This is a genomic window from Paucisalibacillus algeriensis, assembly GCF_000577245.1.
Taxonomy (GTDB): domain Bacteria; phylum Bacillota; class Bacilli; order Bacillales; family Amphibacillaceae; genus Ornithinibacillus.
The window spans coordinates 261,626-276,953 of the sequence record NZ_CBYO010000007.1 but is presented as its reverse complement, the minus strand read 5'-3'; the positions used below and the strand labels follow the sequence as shown (position 1 = coordinate 276,953).

The following is a 15,328-nucleotide window of genomic DNA, read 5'->3' as shown; positions in this document are numbered from 1 at the left end:
GATTAATCAAAGTAACACGCATTCTCCTAACATAAATAAAATACCAAGCTATGAGATATTCATGTATCATTCCAATAAAAAATACAGATGCTAATAGCTAAGGAGGAGTTTGTGTGCGTTACTTACGATTAGCTATACTTGTGTTCACCATAATCATGACATTTACAATCCAAAGCCCTGTCCAAGCTAAAGACAAAGACAATCACCAATCCATTATCATCGAAGTAGAGGGTAATCCACTAGAACATAAGAAGTATATAGAAACCTATCATCCATTTATCACCGTAATCGCTACATACAACAAACTATTTAACGGCTTAGCACTACAAGGATCACCCAATGATTTAGCTAAAATGGGAACCCTGGATTTTGTTAAAGCCGTACACACAGTTCAAACATACCAATCCAATTCATTTAATAAAACCAACTTGTATCAGGAGCCCGCTAAAGCTGTCGAAGATGTCATGAAAGGTAATCCAGATATTGTACTGCCATCCACTCTGAATAATACGAGATACACTGGAAAAGGCATTACAGTTGGAGTAGTAGATACAGGTATTGATCACACCCACCCTGATTTGAAGGGGAATTACGAAGGCGGGTATGACTTGGTCGATTTAGATGATGACCCAATGGAAACCTTGGAAACAGAAGGAATGCCCACCAACCACGGGAGTCATGTCGCAGGAATTATTGCTGCAAATGGAAGCCTTAAAGGGGTAGCGCCCGATGCGAAAATTCGTGCTTATCGTGCACTTGGACCAGGCGGAAGTGGTACTTCTGTCCAGGTAATTGCCGCCATGGAACAAGCGGTGGAAGATGGGGTGGATATTATCAATCTTTCACTTGGAAATTCTGTCAATGGACCTGACTATCCAACAAGTGTTGCAGTAAATCGTGCAGCAGAACTGGGGGTGGCAGTGGTCATTGCCAATGGAAATAGTGGTCCGGATAATTGGACAGTCGGGGCTCCAGCAACCGCAACAAAAGCATTAGCGGTCGGAGCTTTTGCTAACTCTCAAACAGTCCCTATGTTATACGACTCCTTTTCGGATAAAAAAATACTTATTTTACCGATGGTAGGCTCCGTCCCTTGGGAACTAGCTATGGACTACAAAATTGCAACGGGAAAAACCACAGAACTAGAAGGGAAGATTGCTCTCATCAAAAGGGGAGAGGTCCCATTCTATGAACTTGCAAAGGAAGCAGAGGATAAAGGAGCCATCGCCGCAATCATCTACAATAATGAGGAAGGCATATTTCAAGGTGCCATCCATGACCAGTCACAACCTATAACCATACCAGTGGTTTCAGTATCTAAAGAGGATGGAGAATGGCTAGTGCAATTTGCTTCTGACCAAAGTCATCCATATATCGAAACAATCTATGAAAAAAAGAGTAGCGGAATTGCTACCTTTAGTTCAAGGGGGCCAGTGACGGTTAACTGGGAAATAAAACCAGATGTACTTGCTCCTGGAACAAACATCTTAAGTACCGTCCCCGGCGGTTACATGCCACTACAAGGGACAAGCATGGCGTCACCACATGTAGCAGGTGTCATTGCCCTCATCAAGGAAGCAAAACCAAACTGGACCAATGAACAAATTTTCGGTGCACTGAAAACAACTGCACAAAGAATTGCTGACGAAAAAGGTCAACCAGCAGAGCCAATCGTACAGGGAATGGGAAAGGTGGATCCAATGCAAGCCATTGATACACCTACCATCATTTACAATCCATCACTAACGTTTGGAAAAATTAATGAGTACCGAAAAACGCAAACAGTTAATTTAACCATTGAGAATACTTCTAAAAAACCAAGAAAATTTTCATTTAATATCCCGTCGAAACATCAGGGAGTGAGCTGGAATCTACCTCTTCCTTTTAAAGTGGATGCAGGTGAAAAAGTTGAAATCCCAGTTGAACTAAGCATTACATCACCTCAAATGGAAAAAGGAATTCACCAAGGTTGGCTTGAATTAAGCTCTGAAGGGGAAACGTATCATCTACCATACCTATATATTAACGAAACAGCAGATTACCCAAAAGCAACTGGTTTTGAGTTTACGCTAAAACCATTCTCGAAAGACGAGTTTGTCTACCGTTTATATGTAACAGAAGATAATCGAAGCGTTGAGGTAGAGCTCTATGATCCACATACACTACTTTTTGACCGGACACTCTTTCGTATAGAGGACACTCAAGTAGGAATGAATGAAGGATATATAAAAAAGAGGGATATTGGTAAACCGGGTAGATACTTAGCAATCATCACCTTGCAGCTAGAGGATGGCACATATGAGAGTTATGAAACGGAGTTAGTTATAAGTCCAGAACTGTAGTGAACATACAACCGAGCACATATCGGGTAACGCATAAGAGAACAACTACTAGCCCAGGTAGCACACCAATAGCTGCCTGGTTTTTTTTCGACAATACAATTACCTAAAACGGTAGTCCTTCTTATTATCAAATTAGCAATTTCCAAACCTAATCATGTTCACAAAAATGTCACCATTTCACCCGCATGAATCCTATATAATGATATAGGAATATTCAGTTTTAAAGCATTCTGAAACGTCATTTTTATATACAAAAAATGGAATGCATGAAATATGTCAAATTTACAAGGAATTCAATTGACAAACAAAGGTGGGCTAATGTAAACTGACTTAGTGTGGAATGAATGATAAGGTTTTCATTTAACTGCATAACTGTGTACAATTTTTATATCTTACATAGTGTTAGTTAATGGACCTCTCCTATTAACTTTGTCCCCAATGAACTCTTGGAAGAGGAGTGAAAATTATGGGGAAAAAACCACATCATGCAATTGTGTTAGCAAGTGCGGTTTCTGCTAATTTAGCAGGTGGAGCGATTCTAGGAATATTCCTTGGTAGCTGGGTCGACAATCTAGTATCTCTAAAGCCAATTTTCACAATAATTGGGCTTTTGTTAGGACTAGCTGCAGGAATCTATGGAATGGTAACAACTGTTAGGAAATTCACGGAAACGGGAGATTATAAGGAATGACCAACAACGAAAATCAATATGCCCGTCAGCGTAAGTGGATGTTTTACCTTTTAGCAATTCTCGTACTTGGGGCAGGATTTACTCCTTATTTACAAGTTTTCCTCGGGCTACTATTAGGAAGTGCCATTAGCTTCTATAACCTTTATCTATTACAAAAGAAAACAATTGAATTTACAGAAGCAGTCGCTAAAAGTGAGAAACCACGAGGAATAGGGATGATATCCAGATTCGCCGCAGCAAGTTTAGCAATTATCATAGCTCTTCGCTACGAAGAATACTTTAATGTGATTGCCGTTATAATTGGATTAATGACTTCCTACTTAGTCATTATGATAGATTTTTTTATGAACAAAAATAAGGACAGCGCTTGAAAGAGGGGTGAATAAGTATGGATCATGGGGCGCCGATAGTACACGACGTCTTTGGAATAAGTTGGCTCGATTTCAATTTGTCGAATGTATTTATGATTATCGTAACTTCATTAATCGTATTTGTCCTATCCGTGCTAGGTGCTAGAAAGTTACAAATGAAACCAACTGGTGCTCAAAACGTCATGGAATGGATTCTAGATTTTGTTAAAGGAATCGTAAATGACACAATGGATTGGAAGACTGGTAAGCTATTTTTACCATTAGCACTAACACTATTTACTTACATTTTAGTAGGAAATATGCTTGGTGTTATAACTAACGGAGTATACAATGGTGATGTTTGGTGGAAATCACCAACAGCAGATCCTGGTATTACCCTGACACTAGCAGCAATGGTAATTCTATTATCTCATTTTTATGGAATTAAACTACGTGGTGGAAAAGAATATGTCAAAGATTATTTCCGACCACTACCGTTTTTATTCCCAATTAAACTTATTGAAGAGTTTGCCAATACGTTGACTCTAGGTCTTCGTCTATTTGGTAACCTATATGCCGGTGAGGTTTTACTATCATTATTAGTAGGACTTACAATGACTGGAGTATGGGGATTCATAGGTGGAGCAATTCCATTCTTAGCATGGCAAGGATTCTCTATATTTATCGGAGGTATCCAAGCATTTATCTTCACAATGCTTTCAATGGTATACATTTCGCATAAAGTTAGTGAAGAACATTAATCTCATTAATTAACCAGTTTTAATAGTAAACTGTTAAAACCGGAAATTATTAAAAAAATTATTTATACATTTTAAGGAGGATTTTATATTATGGGAGCTTTAGCAGCAGCAATAGCAGTAGGTTTAGCAGCACTTGGTGCAGGTATTGGTAACGGTATGATCGTTAGTCGTACAGTAGAAGGAATCGCTCGTCAACCTGAGCTTAAAGGTCAACTTCAAACTACAATGTTCATCGGTGTAGGTCTAGTAGAGGCTATGCCTATCATCGCGGTAGTTATCGCATTAATGGTAATGGGTAACTAATTAAGAGTATATTCATGTTAACATGGCGAAGATGTCAAATAAAACTTCGCCGTTGTTTTTACCTGAGTAAGAAATGAACCATATTGATTAGAAGATTGAATCAGGTTGAAAGGAGTGAATTCGAGTGCAAGCATTCACTATATACGCATCACTTGGTGGATTTCACGGTGGAGACATGTTAGTACAGCTTTTCTTCTTCCTATTATTACTTTTCCTAGTTGGTAAGTTCGCTTGGGGTCCAGTAATGAATATGATGAAAAAGCGTGAAGAATATGTAGCGAGTGAAATCGAAGCTGCAGAAAACTCAAGACAAGAAGCTGAAAAAGCAGCAAAAGAAGCTACAGAACAATTAAAGCAAACAAAATTAGAAGCACAAAAAATTATAGAAGATGCTAAAACTGCTGGTGTGAAGCAAGAACAAGATATTATCGAGTCAGCACGCCAAGAAGCAGAACGCATCAAGAAATCAGCACAACAAGATATTCAAAACGAAAAAGAAAAAGCACTTCAAGCACTTCAAGAACAAGTTGCGTCCTTATCTGTTCTTATTGCAAGTAAGGTTATTGAGAAAGAATTGAGTGCACAAGATCAAGAGAAATTGATCAACGAATACATTAAAGAGGTAGGAGAAGAGCGATGAGTGAAGCAGTAGTTGCAAAACGTTACGCAGATGCTCTTTTCCAACTAGCAAGTGAAAAAGCAACTTTAAATGACTTGCTAGAAGAACTTCGTGTTGTAAAACAAGTTTTCCAAGAAAACAAAGAACTACAAGCATTCCTAGCACATCCACGTGTTACAAACGAGAAAAAGCGCAACTTTTTAGAGGAAGTTTTTACAGGAGTATCAAAAGATGTGTTGAACACATTGAAAATTCTTGTAGAACGTCATCGTGTCGGAATTACATCCGAAGTTGTCGATGCTTTTGAAGCGCTTGTAAACAACGCTAGCGGAGTTGCACAAGGTAAAGTATATTCTGTTCGTAAGTTATCCGATGCCGAAAGAGCTGACCTTGAACTTTCATTCGCAAAGCGTTTGAATAAATCAGTTGTCAAGCTTGTCAATGTAGTAGACCCAAGTCTTGTTGGTGGTGTGAAGATTCGTATGGGTAACACCATTTATGATGGAACAATTACTGGAAAACTACGCCGTATTGAGCAAAATATTAAACTTGCGAACATTTGATGATAGGGGTGAAATGGTATGAGCATCAAAGCTGAAGAAATCAGTAAACTGATCAAACAGCAAATCGAAAATTTCGATTCAGATATTGAAGTAAGTGACGTCGGTACAGTTATTGAAATTGGTGACGGTATCGCACGTGCTCATGGTCTTGACAATGTCATGGCTGGAGAGCTTGTTGAATTCTCAAACGGTGTTATGGGTATGGCGCAAAACTTGGAAGAGTCTAACGTCGGTATCATTATCCTTGGACCGTACACTGAGATTAAAGAAGGCGACGAGGTTCGTCGTACAGGACGTATCATGCAAGTACCAGTAGGTGAGGAACTAATCGGTCGTGTTGTTAACCCATTAGGACAACCAATTGATGGTGGTAAGCCAATCGAAACGTCTAAATCTCGTCCAATCGAATCCGGAGCTCCAGGAGTTATGGATCGTAAATCAGTTCATGAACCACTTCAAACTGGTATTAAAGCGATAGACGCACTAGTACCAATTGGTCGTGGGCAACGTGAGCTTATCATCGGGGACCGTCAAACTGGTAAAACAACAGTTGCAGTTGACACAATCCTAAACCAAAAAGACCAAGACATGATCTGTATCTATGTTGCAATTGGTCAAAAAGAATCTACTGTTCGTGGAACAGTGGAAACATTCCGCCGTTATGGTGCATTAGACTACACAATCGTTGTAGCTGCAGGTGCATCTGACCCAGCTCCATTATTATACCTAGCACCATATGCGGGTGTAACAATGGGTGAAGAATTCATGTACAATGGCAAACACGTACTTGTTGTATATGATGACTTATCTAAACAAGCATCAGCATATCGTGAGCTTTCCCTATTACTTCGTCGTCCTCCAGGTCGTGAAGCATTCCCAGGGGATGTATTCTACTTACACTCACGTTTACTAGAGCGTGCAGCTAAACTTAGTGACGCACTTGGTGCTGGTTCACTAACTGCACTTCCATTTGTTGAAACACAAGCAGGAGATATCTCTGCATACATTCCAACAAACGTAATCTCCATCACAGATGGACAAATTTTCTTACAATCTGACCTATTCTTCTCTGGAGTACGTCCAGCGATCAACGCAGGTCTTTCCGTATCACGTGTTGGTGGTTCCGCACAAATTAAAGCGATGAAGAAGGTAGCTGGTACTCTACGTCTAGACCTTGCTTCATACCGTGAACTAGAAGCATTTGCTCAGTTCGGTTCTGACCTTGATAAAGCAACACAAGCAAAACTAAACCGTGGTGCTCGTACAGTAGAAGTTCTAAAACAGGGCTTACACAAACCGCTTAAAGTGGAATACCAAGTAATGATTATCTATGCACTAACAAAAGGATTCTTAGATGATATTCCAGTTGAGGATGTTACACGCTTTGAATCAGAGTTCAATGTATGGCTAGATTCTAATAAACCTGAATTACTAGCAACAATCCGCGACACTGGTAACCTTCCAGAAGCTCAAGATATGAACAGTGCAATTGAAGCATTTAAAAAGACATTTTTAACATCTGATAATTAATAAATACCTTTAAGAGTGATGAGTAAGAAGCTTAGGGGTTTACCTAAATCTCATAAGCTTTTTACCCTTTAACTCGGCTACGAAAGGGTGGTGAAAGAGCTTGGCATCACTTAGAGATATTAAGAAACGTATTGATTCTACATCCAAAATGAAAAAAATCACCAAAGCGATGGAAATGGTTTCTGCATCTAAGATGAATAAAGCGGAACAAAATGCAAAAGCATTCGTTCCATATAGCGAAAAAATGCAAGAGGTTGTGGCAAGTATTGCAAAACATACCGATGCAACTCATCCGATGCTCCAAACACGCGAAGTGAAAAAGACAGGTTATGTTGCCATTACTGCTGATAGTGGTTTAGCAGGTGCATATAATGCGAACATTTTGCGACATCTAAACAATACAATCCAGAAAAATCACGACTCTAGTGACGAGTATACTGTCATTGCAATTGGAAGAATGGCTGTTGACTTCTGTAAGAAACGTAATTTCCCAGTAGCCAAAAGCATTATCGGACTTCCAGACCAACCTTCATTTGCATTCATTAAAGACATCGCATCTGAAACGGTACAGATGTACTCTGATCAAGAGATTGATAAGCTAGTAATTATTTATAACCATTATGTTAGTGCGATATCTCAAGTTGTTACAACTAACCAGTTATTGCCTATTGAAAATATGGATACTACTACCGGATCAAGCAGCCAGTATGAATATGAGCCAGGTGAGGAAGAAATTTTAGCAGTATTATTACCACAGTACGCTGAAAGTCTTATCTACGGGTCATTACTGGATGCAAAAGCAAGTGAACATGCTGCACGTATGACGGCAATGAAGAGTGCAAGTGATAACGCATCAGATCTTATTGATGATCTATCCTTGTCCTATAACCGTGCACGCCAAGCAGCAATCACACAAGAAATTACCGAGATTGTTGGTGGAGCAAGCGCTCTAGAATAATCTTGATGAAAGTATGTTAGGAGGGAAATATCGATGAGCTTAGGACACGTTACTCAAGTAATGGGACCAGTCGTTGACGTAAAATTCGAAGACGGCAAGCTTCCTGAAATTTATAACGCATTAACTGTCAAACTAGTAGAAGGTACATTAACTCTAGAAGTTGCCCTTCACCTAGGTGATAACTCTGTCCGTACAATTGCAATGGCATCAACTGATGGTTTACAACGTGGAATGCAAGTTGAAAACTTAGGTAGACCAATTTCTGTACCAGTTGGTGACGTTACATTAGGTCGTGTATTTAACGTATTAGGGGATAAAATTGACTTGGATCCAGAATTACCAGAAGGAATTCGTTTAGACCCAATTCACCGTGCAGCTCCTAAATATGAAGACTTATCAACAGAAACTGAGATTCTAGAAACAGGAATCAAGGTTGTTGACTTACTAGCACCTTACATCAAAGGTGGTAAAATCGGTTTATTCGGTGGTGCCGGTGTTGGTAAAACCGTATTAATCCAGGAATTAATCAACAACATCGCACAAGAGCACGGTGGTATTTCCGTATTCGCTGGTGTTGGAGAGCGTACTCGTGAAGGTAATGACCTTTACTACGAAATGAAGGACTCTGGTGTTATCACAAAAACTGCAATGGTATTCGGTCAGATGAACGAACCACCTGGTGCACGTATGCGTGTAGCATTAACTGGTCTTACAATGGCAGAATATTTCCGTGATGAAAAAGGCGCAGACGTGCTATTATTCATCGACAACATCTTCCGTTTCACACAAGCAGGTTCTGAGGTATCAGCCCTACTAGGTCGTATGCCATCAGCGGTTGGTTACCAACCAACACTTGCAACAGAAATGGGACAATTACAAGAACGTATTACATCAACAACAAAAGGTTCAGTTACATCTATCCAAGCGATTTACGTACCTGCCGATGACTATACGGATCCGGCTCCGGCTACAACATTCGCACACTTAGATGCAACAACTAACCTTGATCGTAAACTTTCTGAGCAAGGTATCTACCCTGCGGTGGATCCACTTGCATCAACTTCTCGTGCATTAGACCCTGAAATCGTAGGTGCTGAACACTATGAAGTTGCTCGTGAAGTACAGGCTACATTGCAAAAGTACCGTGAATTACAAGACATCATCGCTATCCTAGGTATGGATGAGCTTTCTGATGAAGATAAATTAACGGTTGCTCGTGCACGTCGTATCCAATTCTTCCTATCTCAAAACTTCCACGTAGCAGAACAATTTACTGGTCAACCAGGATCTTACGTACCAGTACAAGAAACTGTTAAAGGATTTAAAGAGATTCTTGAAGGTAAATATGATGACCTACCAGAAGACGCATTCCGTCTAGTTGGTCGCATTGAAGAAGTAGTTGAAAAAGCGAAAAGCATGGAATAATAAATAGACATTCGGCTCGGTAAACACCTATGCACTCATGTAAGTCAATGACTTACATGAAGTGGAGCCAGTCTAAGGAGGGGTTACATTGAAAACACTAACTGTGAGTGTTGTTACTCCTGATGGCCCTGTTTTAGAAGATACGTATGAAATGGTTAGCTGTAAAGCAGAAAATGGTGAACTCGGTATTTTACCAGGGCATATTCCATTGGTTGCGCCACTTGCAATCTCGGCTGTTCGCTTAAAGCGTGATTCAGGTGAAGACAAGCTAGCTATTAATGGCGGATTTTTGGAGGTTCGACCAGATAAGGTAACAATCCTTGCTCAATCTGCAGAAAAACCTTCAGATATCGATGTAGCACGAGCTCAAAAAGCAAAAGAACGTGCCGAACAACGCCTTCGTTCAAACGATGATCATATCGATCGTCTAAGGGCAGAATTAGCACTCAGAAGAGCAGCAAACCGTCTGGAAGTTGCTCAACCAAGATAACTGTATTTGAAAATCCCCCGTGGAATGCGGGGGGTTTTTTGTGTTTTTGTGGGTATTTGGATACAGTTGTTGCAATGGAAAAGGTTCATACATTATTTCGCGCATGAAATAGGATTGAAAAGAAGAATGGCAGAATTTCATACATCATTTTAAAATGGGTACAGATTTGAAATGAATATTGAGACTGTATCATACATTCACAATTAATACCGGTTATTATAAAAGATAATAGAAGCACCCCATATATCGTTAGGCACATGTTCTAGAATTATTGTAAAAAGTCAGTCCTCTAACCAAACTCACCCCTCAATCAAATATTTAATAACAATACATAAATCCTGCCAAGGAAAATATTAATTACTATTCCAAAAATTAAACAACAATCATATTTATAATGGAAATTAACTTCCAACATAAAATCAAACAAACTTCTCAATCAATGTCGATATTTCCCGGGAAATGCGAAATATTAATACATAACTCATTTCCTGTGTCGAAACTCCATGTAAGGCTTACTTCATTTGACATTATAGCGTTTAAATGGCAGTCTTATATAGGAAAACTATATTATTAAGGTGGTTAGCAATGTTATCGATTGGACAAGTTGCACTGATGAGCATCATTTCCCATATTCTTTTCATCTATATTACATGGCGGTTAATGCAAACCATTAATTTTGAGCCATTAATACGAAAAGGTAGAGGAACAGAAGCAAGGATCTTAATACTTTTTTTAACGATTGTTATAGGGACAGGGGTAAGTCGCTTTTTCCTGGAGTTTCTACAATGGTCACAAGATCTAAAATTACTTCTATAAGTTGAAGGACTACATAGAATCTACTAAACTATTAAAAAAGATGTATGTTATGAATCTCTCTTGTTCATACTGTTGATAAGTTGAACAAGGGGGATTTTTATTATGAAAAGAATCTTAGTAATGAGTGTTATTATCTTATTATTATCGAATACTGTTTTTGCAATGGAACATGAACAATATGAAATTATTGATATAGCAAATATTATTATGTTAGAAAGCGATCTTGAAATCGAAAGCTGGGAAGTGACGTTGAAGGAAAATATGGATTCGTCGCGATTAGAAGTTATTCTTCAGGATTTTAGTAGCAGTTATTCAGTCACGAAAGAAGAGAATGAAAACAGTATTATATATTTAGTTAGTGACACTCATAAAAAGGGTAATATAAACGTAATGTATAATGTGATTTTCCCGAAAGAAAAGCAGTATCAGGCGGAACTTGTGGTGTCCATAAAAGGAAGTTCATGGGATGAAAATGTTGCTTCTATATATAGGAATATGCAGTCTAATTTAACTAACAAATATTTTACAAAAGACGTTAAAATATTCTCTTGTATGTCTACGAGAACTAGTGCTATAATTGAAAATGATTATGTAGTTCAAAGTTTTACTGAAAAGCTTAATTTGCGACAAATTAATGTACAAAGAGACACAATAAATTCGACAAGAAATGTAGAGATAGTATATGGTTATACCTCCGGGTGGGGTCAGAAAATTACCATTCAGGATAGGCCAGTAAATGTTCAGATTGTAACAAGAAACCTTGGCAATGGTGATGTCCAATACTTGATTGGAACACCTATCCTAATAAATGAATATTAATATAGGGAAAATGGATCTGAAGGAGAATTTGAAATATGGATAAAATCATTGTAAGAGGCGGACAGCAGTTGAATGGTAATGTCTATGTAGAAGGCGCTAAGAACGCCGTGCTACCCGTAATTGCTGCGAGTATTCTTGCTAGTGAGGGAAATAGCGTTATTCATGAGGTCCCAGTTCTAGCTGATGTTTATACGATTAATGAAGTAATACGAAATATGAATGCTGATGTAGTGTTTAATAATAATACAGTTGTTGTTGATGCTTCAAAGCAATTAAAAACGGAAGCGCCATTTGAGTATGTTCGAAAAATGCGTGCGTCCGTTCTTGTTTTAGGTCCGTTACTTGCTCGTTATGGTCATGCAAATGTTGCGATGCCAGGAGGATGTGCAATCGGTTCACGTCCAATTGATTTACACCTAAAAGGCTTCGAAGCAATGGGTGCAAAAGTTCATGTCGGTAATGGATTTGTTGAAGCAACAGTAGATGGTAGATTACAAGGTGCAAAGATTTATTTAGATGTTCCTAGTGTAGGAGCTACAGAGAATATTATGATGGCAGCTGCACTTGCAGAAGGTAAAACTATTATTGAAAATGCAGCGAAAGAACCTGAAATAGTAGATTTAGCAAATTTCATTAATAAAATGGGTGGAAGAGTGATTGGTGCTGGTACGGAAACAATCCGTATTGAAGGGGTCGAATCACTTCATGGTGCCGTTCATTCCATCATCCCAGACCGTATTGAAGCTGGAACATTTATGATTGCTGCAGCTATTACTGGCGGAAATATTTTCATTGAAAATGCTGTAAGTGAGCATTTAAGACCTCTAATTGCAAAATTAGAGGAAATGGGAGTTGCCATTCTAGAAGAAGGAAATGGGATTCGAGTTATCGGTCCAGATGTGTTAAAAGCAACTGACATTAAGACGTTACCACATCCAGGATTCCCAACAGATATGCAATCGCAAATTATGGCGCTAATGTTATGTGCTCATGGAACTAGCATGATTACAGAAACAGTATTTGAAAATCGCTTCATGCACGTAGAGGAATTCCGCCGCATGAATGCAAAAATGAAAATTGAAGGCCGTAGTGTCATCATTGACGGACCATCTGAACTTCAAGGTGCAGAAGTAGCTGCAACAGACTTACGTGCAGCGGCTGCGCTAATTCTTGCTGGACTCCGGGCAGAAGGTTTAACGAGAGTTACCGAACTAAAACATTTAGATCGTGGCTATGTTGACTTTGCTGGAAAATTAGCAAACCTTGGAGCAGATATCGAACGCGTTGATGAAAATGGTGATGTTGTTAACCCATATAAGGTTAACTATGTTGCTGAACTTTCTTAAGTCGAATGATTGATAGAGTGGAGTGCTGTAAGGGCTCCATTCTTTTTTTTATCCAAAACTTTTATGGTAGTTTGATATACAAAATCAGGCACAAGCTTTCGGTTGATGGGACCATAAACTCTTTCTGGATCGGGCATATGATTCAGTGTAATGGTTTCATGCTACCATATATCGGGTACATCCTCTTCGTTAAAAGGTACATGGTTATTTAACATGGGTGTATGATCAACCCAAACGGTCACATCTATCAATAGTTTAGTCCCATGCCCTTAAGCAAGCAGTCAAGTTATATCCAATATATGTTAAACACCCACCTAACGCCACAATTCCTTTGTATTCCCTCAATTCCAACAATATTAAATTGTATAAATTATCTTGCAATTTGATGGATTAACAGGTACAATGTTAACAAATAAAAAATGAAATTAATGGGGAAGAAAGTCGAGCGATGTCTACTACTCCACATATTTAAAACCTCAAAATGCTCGAGTACTCAGACCTTTGTCTCACTTCACAGAACAATACAAACATCCACTCATGCAGAAAGAAATCCAAACATATAATTTAATAATCATAAAACATCAAAGGAGACATGCTATGAAACTCTATTTATCTGTGGACATGGAAGGGATAACAGGTTTACCAGATTATACTTTTGTTAGCGCTTCCATGCATAATTATGAGCGCGCACGTAAAATCATGACTAATGAAACGAATTATGTTGTTGATGCAGCCTTTAAATCTGGCTGTAGTGAGGTACTGGTTAATGATAGCCACATGAAGATGAATAATATCTTAATCGACGAACTTCATCCAGAAGCACAGCTTATAACTGGTGGGGTCAAAACATACTCGATGGTTCATGGAATCGATGAGACATATGCGGGTGCTATGTTTATTGGTTACCACTCAAGAGCAGGGATGCCTGGAGTAATGTCCCATTCGATGATACATATGGTCCGAAACTTTTATGTGAATGATTTGCAAGTTGGGGAGATTGGAATGAATGCGATGGTGGCTGGATACCATGGGGTTCCACTGCTACTCGTATCAGGTGATGATGAAACGGCAAAAGAAGCCGAGGCACTTGTTCCAAATGTCACCACCGCAATTGTGAAAGAAGCAGTTTCTAGATCGACAACGAAAAGTCTAACCCCTAAAAAAGCAGGGGAACTTTTGCAGGAAAAAGTAAAACAAGCAATTGAAAATCAACATAATGTGAAGCCACTCGTTCCACCTGAACATCCAACCATCAAAATAGAATTTGTAAACTATGGTGCAGCAGAACTAGCGCATATGATGCCAGGAACAGAAATTATCCCTGGAACAACGATCGTTCAGTATCAGGCAAAAGATATTTTAGAAGCATATCGAGCACTCCTCGTTATGATTGAACTTGCCTATGATACGAAATATGCGTAATCAACTAATGGGAGAAACAATTAATATGAGAGAGCTATCGGAACGAATCAGTCAAATTACAGAAGATGCTAGTGGTACTTGGGGGATATCCCTACACGACCTTGATACCGATGAAAAATGGGAATTAAATGCACATGAGCTATTTTATTCTGCTAGTGTGATCAAAATACCAATTATGATTACTGTATTTGCCTCAAGTCATCGCAACCAATTTTCACTCAGTAACTGCTTAACACTGAAACGGGAAGATTTGGTTGGGGGAAGTGGCGTTTTACAGCATATGACTCCCGGGACTCAAATCTCGATTTACGATTTGATTATGCTAATGATCATTCAAAGCGATAACACTGCAACGAATATGCTTATTGATTTAGTGGGTACGGAAGCAATCCAACAGACCATGAAAAATATTGGTTTAGAAAAAAGTAATTTTTATCATAAAATGATGACCATAGACGTCGAACGTGAAGGATTAAATGAGATTACTGCTCATGACATGACCAATATGCTCAAAAAAATCTTAACGGGAAAAATTATATCTGCCCATGCATGTGAGCAAATGATAGATATTTTGAAAAAACAGCAAGTAAGAAATTCGTTACCAGCTAAAGTCCCAGAGCCAGACGAGCCCATAATCGGCTCACTAAAGCAATGGGAAATCGCCAATAAAACCGGAAATGTATCCGGTATTCGACATGATGTAGGTATTTTCTATGTCGGTAAAAGAACATTCATTGCATCTGTTTTAACAAGAGGCCTAGACGACCTACAATCACCCGAAATCATCGGGAGAGTGGGTCTTGAAATCTATCAATATCTTACCCAATAAATCTCATAAACAAAAGAACACTTTCATAATTTATTTTCAGAAGAAGCTTTTCTACTAGTACTTC

Annotated in this window: 16 protein-coding genes; all 16 read left to right on the top strand. The window is 38.8% G+C overall.

Annotated features, from left to right (window positions below; genetic code table 11):
• Nucleotides 1–113 precede the first annotated feature (113 nt).
• The 16 genes from TY11_RS05875 to TY11_RS05800 all read left to right on the top strand — a co-directional run bounded on the left by TY11_RS05875 (nt 114) and on the right by TY11_RS05800 (nt 15,264).
• Entirely contained in the window at nt 114–2,342 is a 2,229-nt protein-coding gene (locus TY11_RS05875; RefSeq protein WP_052345760.1) for a S8 family serine peptidase, read from the top strand.
• 466 nt (nt 2,343–2,808) lie between these two features.
• Nucleotides 2,809–3,033, top strand: a complete 225-nt coding sequence (locus tag TY11_RS05870) for an AtpZ/AtpI family protein (RefSeq protein ID WP_042143871.1) — start codon at nt 2,809–2,811, stop codon at nt 3,031–3,033.
• Nucleotides 3,030–3,404, top strand: coding sequence for an ATP synthase subunit I (locus TY11_RS05865; RefSeq protein ID WP_042143869.1), 375 nt, complete (start codon nt 3,030–3,032; stop codon nt 3,402–3,404). Before TY11_RS05870 ends, TY11_RS05865 begins: the two co-directional genes overlap by 4 nt.
• A 17-nt stretch (nt 3,405–3,421) precedes the next feature.
• Entirely contained in the window at nt 3,422–4,144 is a 723-nt protein-coding gene (atpB, locus tag TY11_RS05860; protein ID WP_042143867.1) for a F0F1 ATP synthase subunit A, read from the top strand.
• 90 nt (nt 4,145–4,234) lie between these two features.
• Nucleotides 4,235–4,447, top strand: a complete 213-nt coding sequence (gene atpE, locus TY11_RS05855; RefSeq protein ID WP_042143865.1) for a F0F1 ATP synthase subunit C — start codon at nt 4,235–4,237, stop codon at nt 4,445–4,447.
• Nucleotides 4,448–4,571: 124 nt separating this feature from the next.
• On the top strand, nt 4,572–5,087 hold the full coding sequence (gene atpF / locus TY11_RS05850) for a F0F1 ATP synthase subunit B (protein WP_042143863.1): 516 nt from the start codon (nt 4,572–4,574) through the stop codon (nt 5,085–5,087).
• Entirely contained in the window at nt 5,084–5,629 is a 546-nt protein-coding gene (locus TY11_RS05845; RefSeq protein WP_042143862.1) for a F0F1 ATP synthase subunit delta, read from the top strand. Before atpF ends, TY11_RS05845 begins: the two co-directional genes overlap by 4 nt.
• Nucleotides 5,630–5,647: 18 nt before the next feature.
• Nucleotides 5,648–7,159 (top strand): F0F1 ATP synthase subunit alpha, encoded by a 1,512-nt coding sequence (atpA, locus tag TY11_RS05840; protein ID WP_042143859.1) that lies wholly within the window; start codon nt 5,648–5,650, stop codon nt 7,157–7,159.
• Nucleotides 7,160–7,259: 100 nt separating this feature from the next.
• Entirely contained in the window at nt 7,260–8,117 is an 858-nt protein-coding gene (gene atpG, locus TY11_RS05835; RefSeq protein WP_042143856.1) for an ATP synthase F1 subunit gamma, read from the top strand.
• 33 nt (nt 8,118–8,150) lie between these two features.
• The gene (gene atpD / locus TY11_RS05830; protein ID WP_042143854.1) at nt 8,151–9,542 is read left to right on the top strand and encodes a F0F1 ATP synthase subunit beta; all 1,392 of its coding nucleotides are present in this window, start codon (nt 8,151–8,153) and stop codon (nt 9,540–9,542) included.
• A gap of 88 nt (nt 9,543–9,630) precedes the next feature.
• Nucleotides 9,631–10,032, top strand: coding sequence for a F0F1 ATP synthase subunit epsilon (locus tag TY11_RS05825; protein ID WP_042143852.1), 402 nt, complete (start codon nt 9,631–9,633; stop codon nt 10,030–10,032).
• 585 nt (nt 10,033–10,617) lie between these two features.
• The gene (locus TY11_RS05820; protein WP_042143850.1) at nt 10,618–10,848 is read left to right on the top strand and encodes a DUF1146 family protein; all 231 of its coding nucleotides are present in this window, start codon (nt 10,618–10,620) and stop codon (nt 10,846–10,848) included.
• Nucleotides 10,849–10,950: 102 nt separating this feature from the next.
• A complete protein-coding gene (locus TY11_RS05815) occupies nt 10,951–11,667 on the top strand; it encodes a YwmB family TATA-box binding protein (protein ID WP_042143848.1) in 717 nt (238 codons plus the stop codon).
• Nucleotides 11,668–11,702: 35 nt separating this feature from the next.
• Nucleotides 11,703–13,013 carry a UDP-N-acetylglucosamine 1-carboxyvinyltransferase gene (gene murA / locus TY11_RS05810; RefSeq protein ID WP_042143845.1) on the top strand — a complete coding sequence of 437 codons (1,311 nt, stop codon included), beginning with the start codon at nt 11,703–11,705 and terminating at the stop codon, nt 13,011–13,013.
• 597 nt (nt 13,014–13,610) lie between these two features.
• Entirely contained in the window at nt 13,611–14,435 is an 825-nt protein-coding gene (gene dppA, locus TY11_RS05805; RefSeq protein ID WP_042143844.1) for a D-aminopeptidase DppA, read from the top strand.
• Complete coding sequence (locus TY11_RS05800) at nt 14,428–15,264, top strand: serine hydrolase (RefSeq protein ID WP_197025062.1); 837 nt, start codon at nt 14,428–14,430, stop codon at nt 15,262–15,264. Before dppA ends, TY11_RS05800 begins: the two co-directional genes overlap by 8 nt.
• The last annotated feature ends 64 nt before the right edge of the window (nt 15,265–15,328 follow it).

Coding starts and splice junctions, on each gene's coding strand:
- TY11_RS05815 (WP_042143848.1), top strand. CDS start 10,951: ATGAAAAGAATCTTAGTAATGAGTGTTATTATCTTATTATTATCGAAT.
- dppA (WP_042143844.1), top strand. CDS start 13,611: ATGAAACTCTATTTATCTGTGGACATGGAAGGGATAACAGGTTTACCA.
- TY11_RS05800 (WP_197025062.1), top strand. CDS start 14,428: ATGCGTAATCAACTAATGGGAGAAACAATTAATATGAGAGAGCTATCG.
- TY11_RS05870 (WP_042143871.1), top strand. CDS start 2,809: ATGGGGAAAAAACCACATCATGCAATTGTGTTAGCAAGTGCGGTTTCT.
- murA (WP_042143845.1), top strand. CDS start 11,703: ATGGATAAAATCATTGTAAGAGGCGGACAGCAGTTGAATGGTAATGTC.
- TY11_RS05865 (WP_042143869.1), top strand. CDS start 3,030: ATGACCAACAACGAAAATCAATATGCCCGTCAGCGTAAGTGGATGTTT.
- atpD (WP_042143854.1), top strand. CDS start 8,151: ATGAGCTTAGGACACGTTACTCAAGTAATGGGACCAGTCGTTGACGTA.
- TY11_RS05820 (WP_042143850.1), top strand. CDS start 10,618: ATGTTATCGATTGGACAAGTTGCACTGATGAGCATCATTTCCCATATT.
- atpE (WP_042143865.1), top strand. CDS start 4,235: ATGGGAGCTTTAGCAGCAGCAATAGCAGTAGGTTTAGCAGCACTTGGT.
- atpA (WP_042143859.1), top strand. CDS start 5,648: ATGAGCATCAAAGCTGAAGAAATCAGTAAACTGATCAAACAGCAAATC.
- atpB (WP_042143867.1), top strand. CDS start 3,422: ATGGATCATGGGGCGCCGATAGTACACGACGTCTTTGGAATAAGTTGG.
- TY11_RS05845 (WP_042143862.1), top strand. CDS start 5,084: ATGAGTGAAGCAGTAGTTGCAAAACGTTACGCAGATGCTCTTTTCCAA.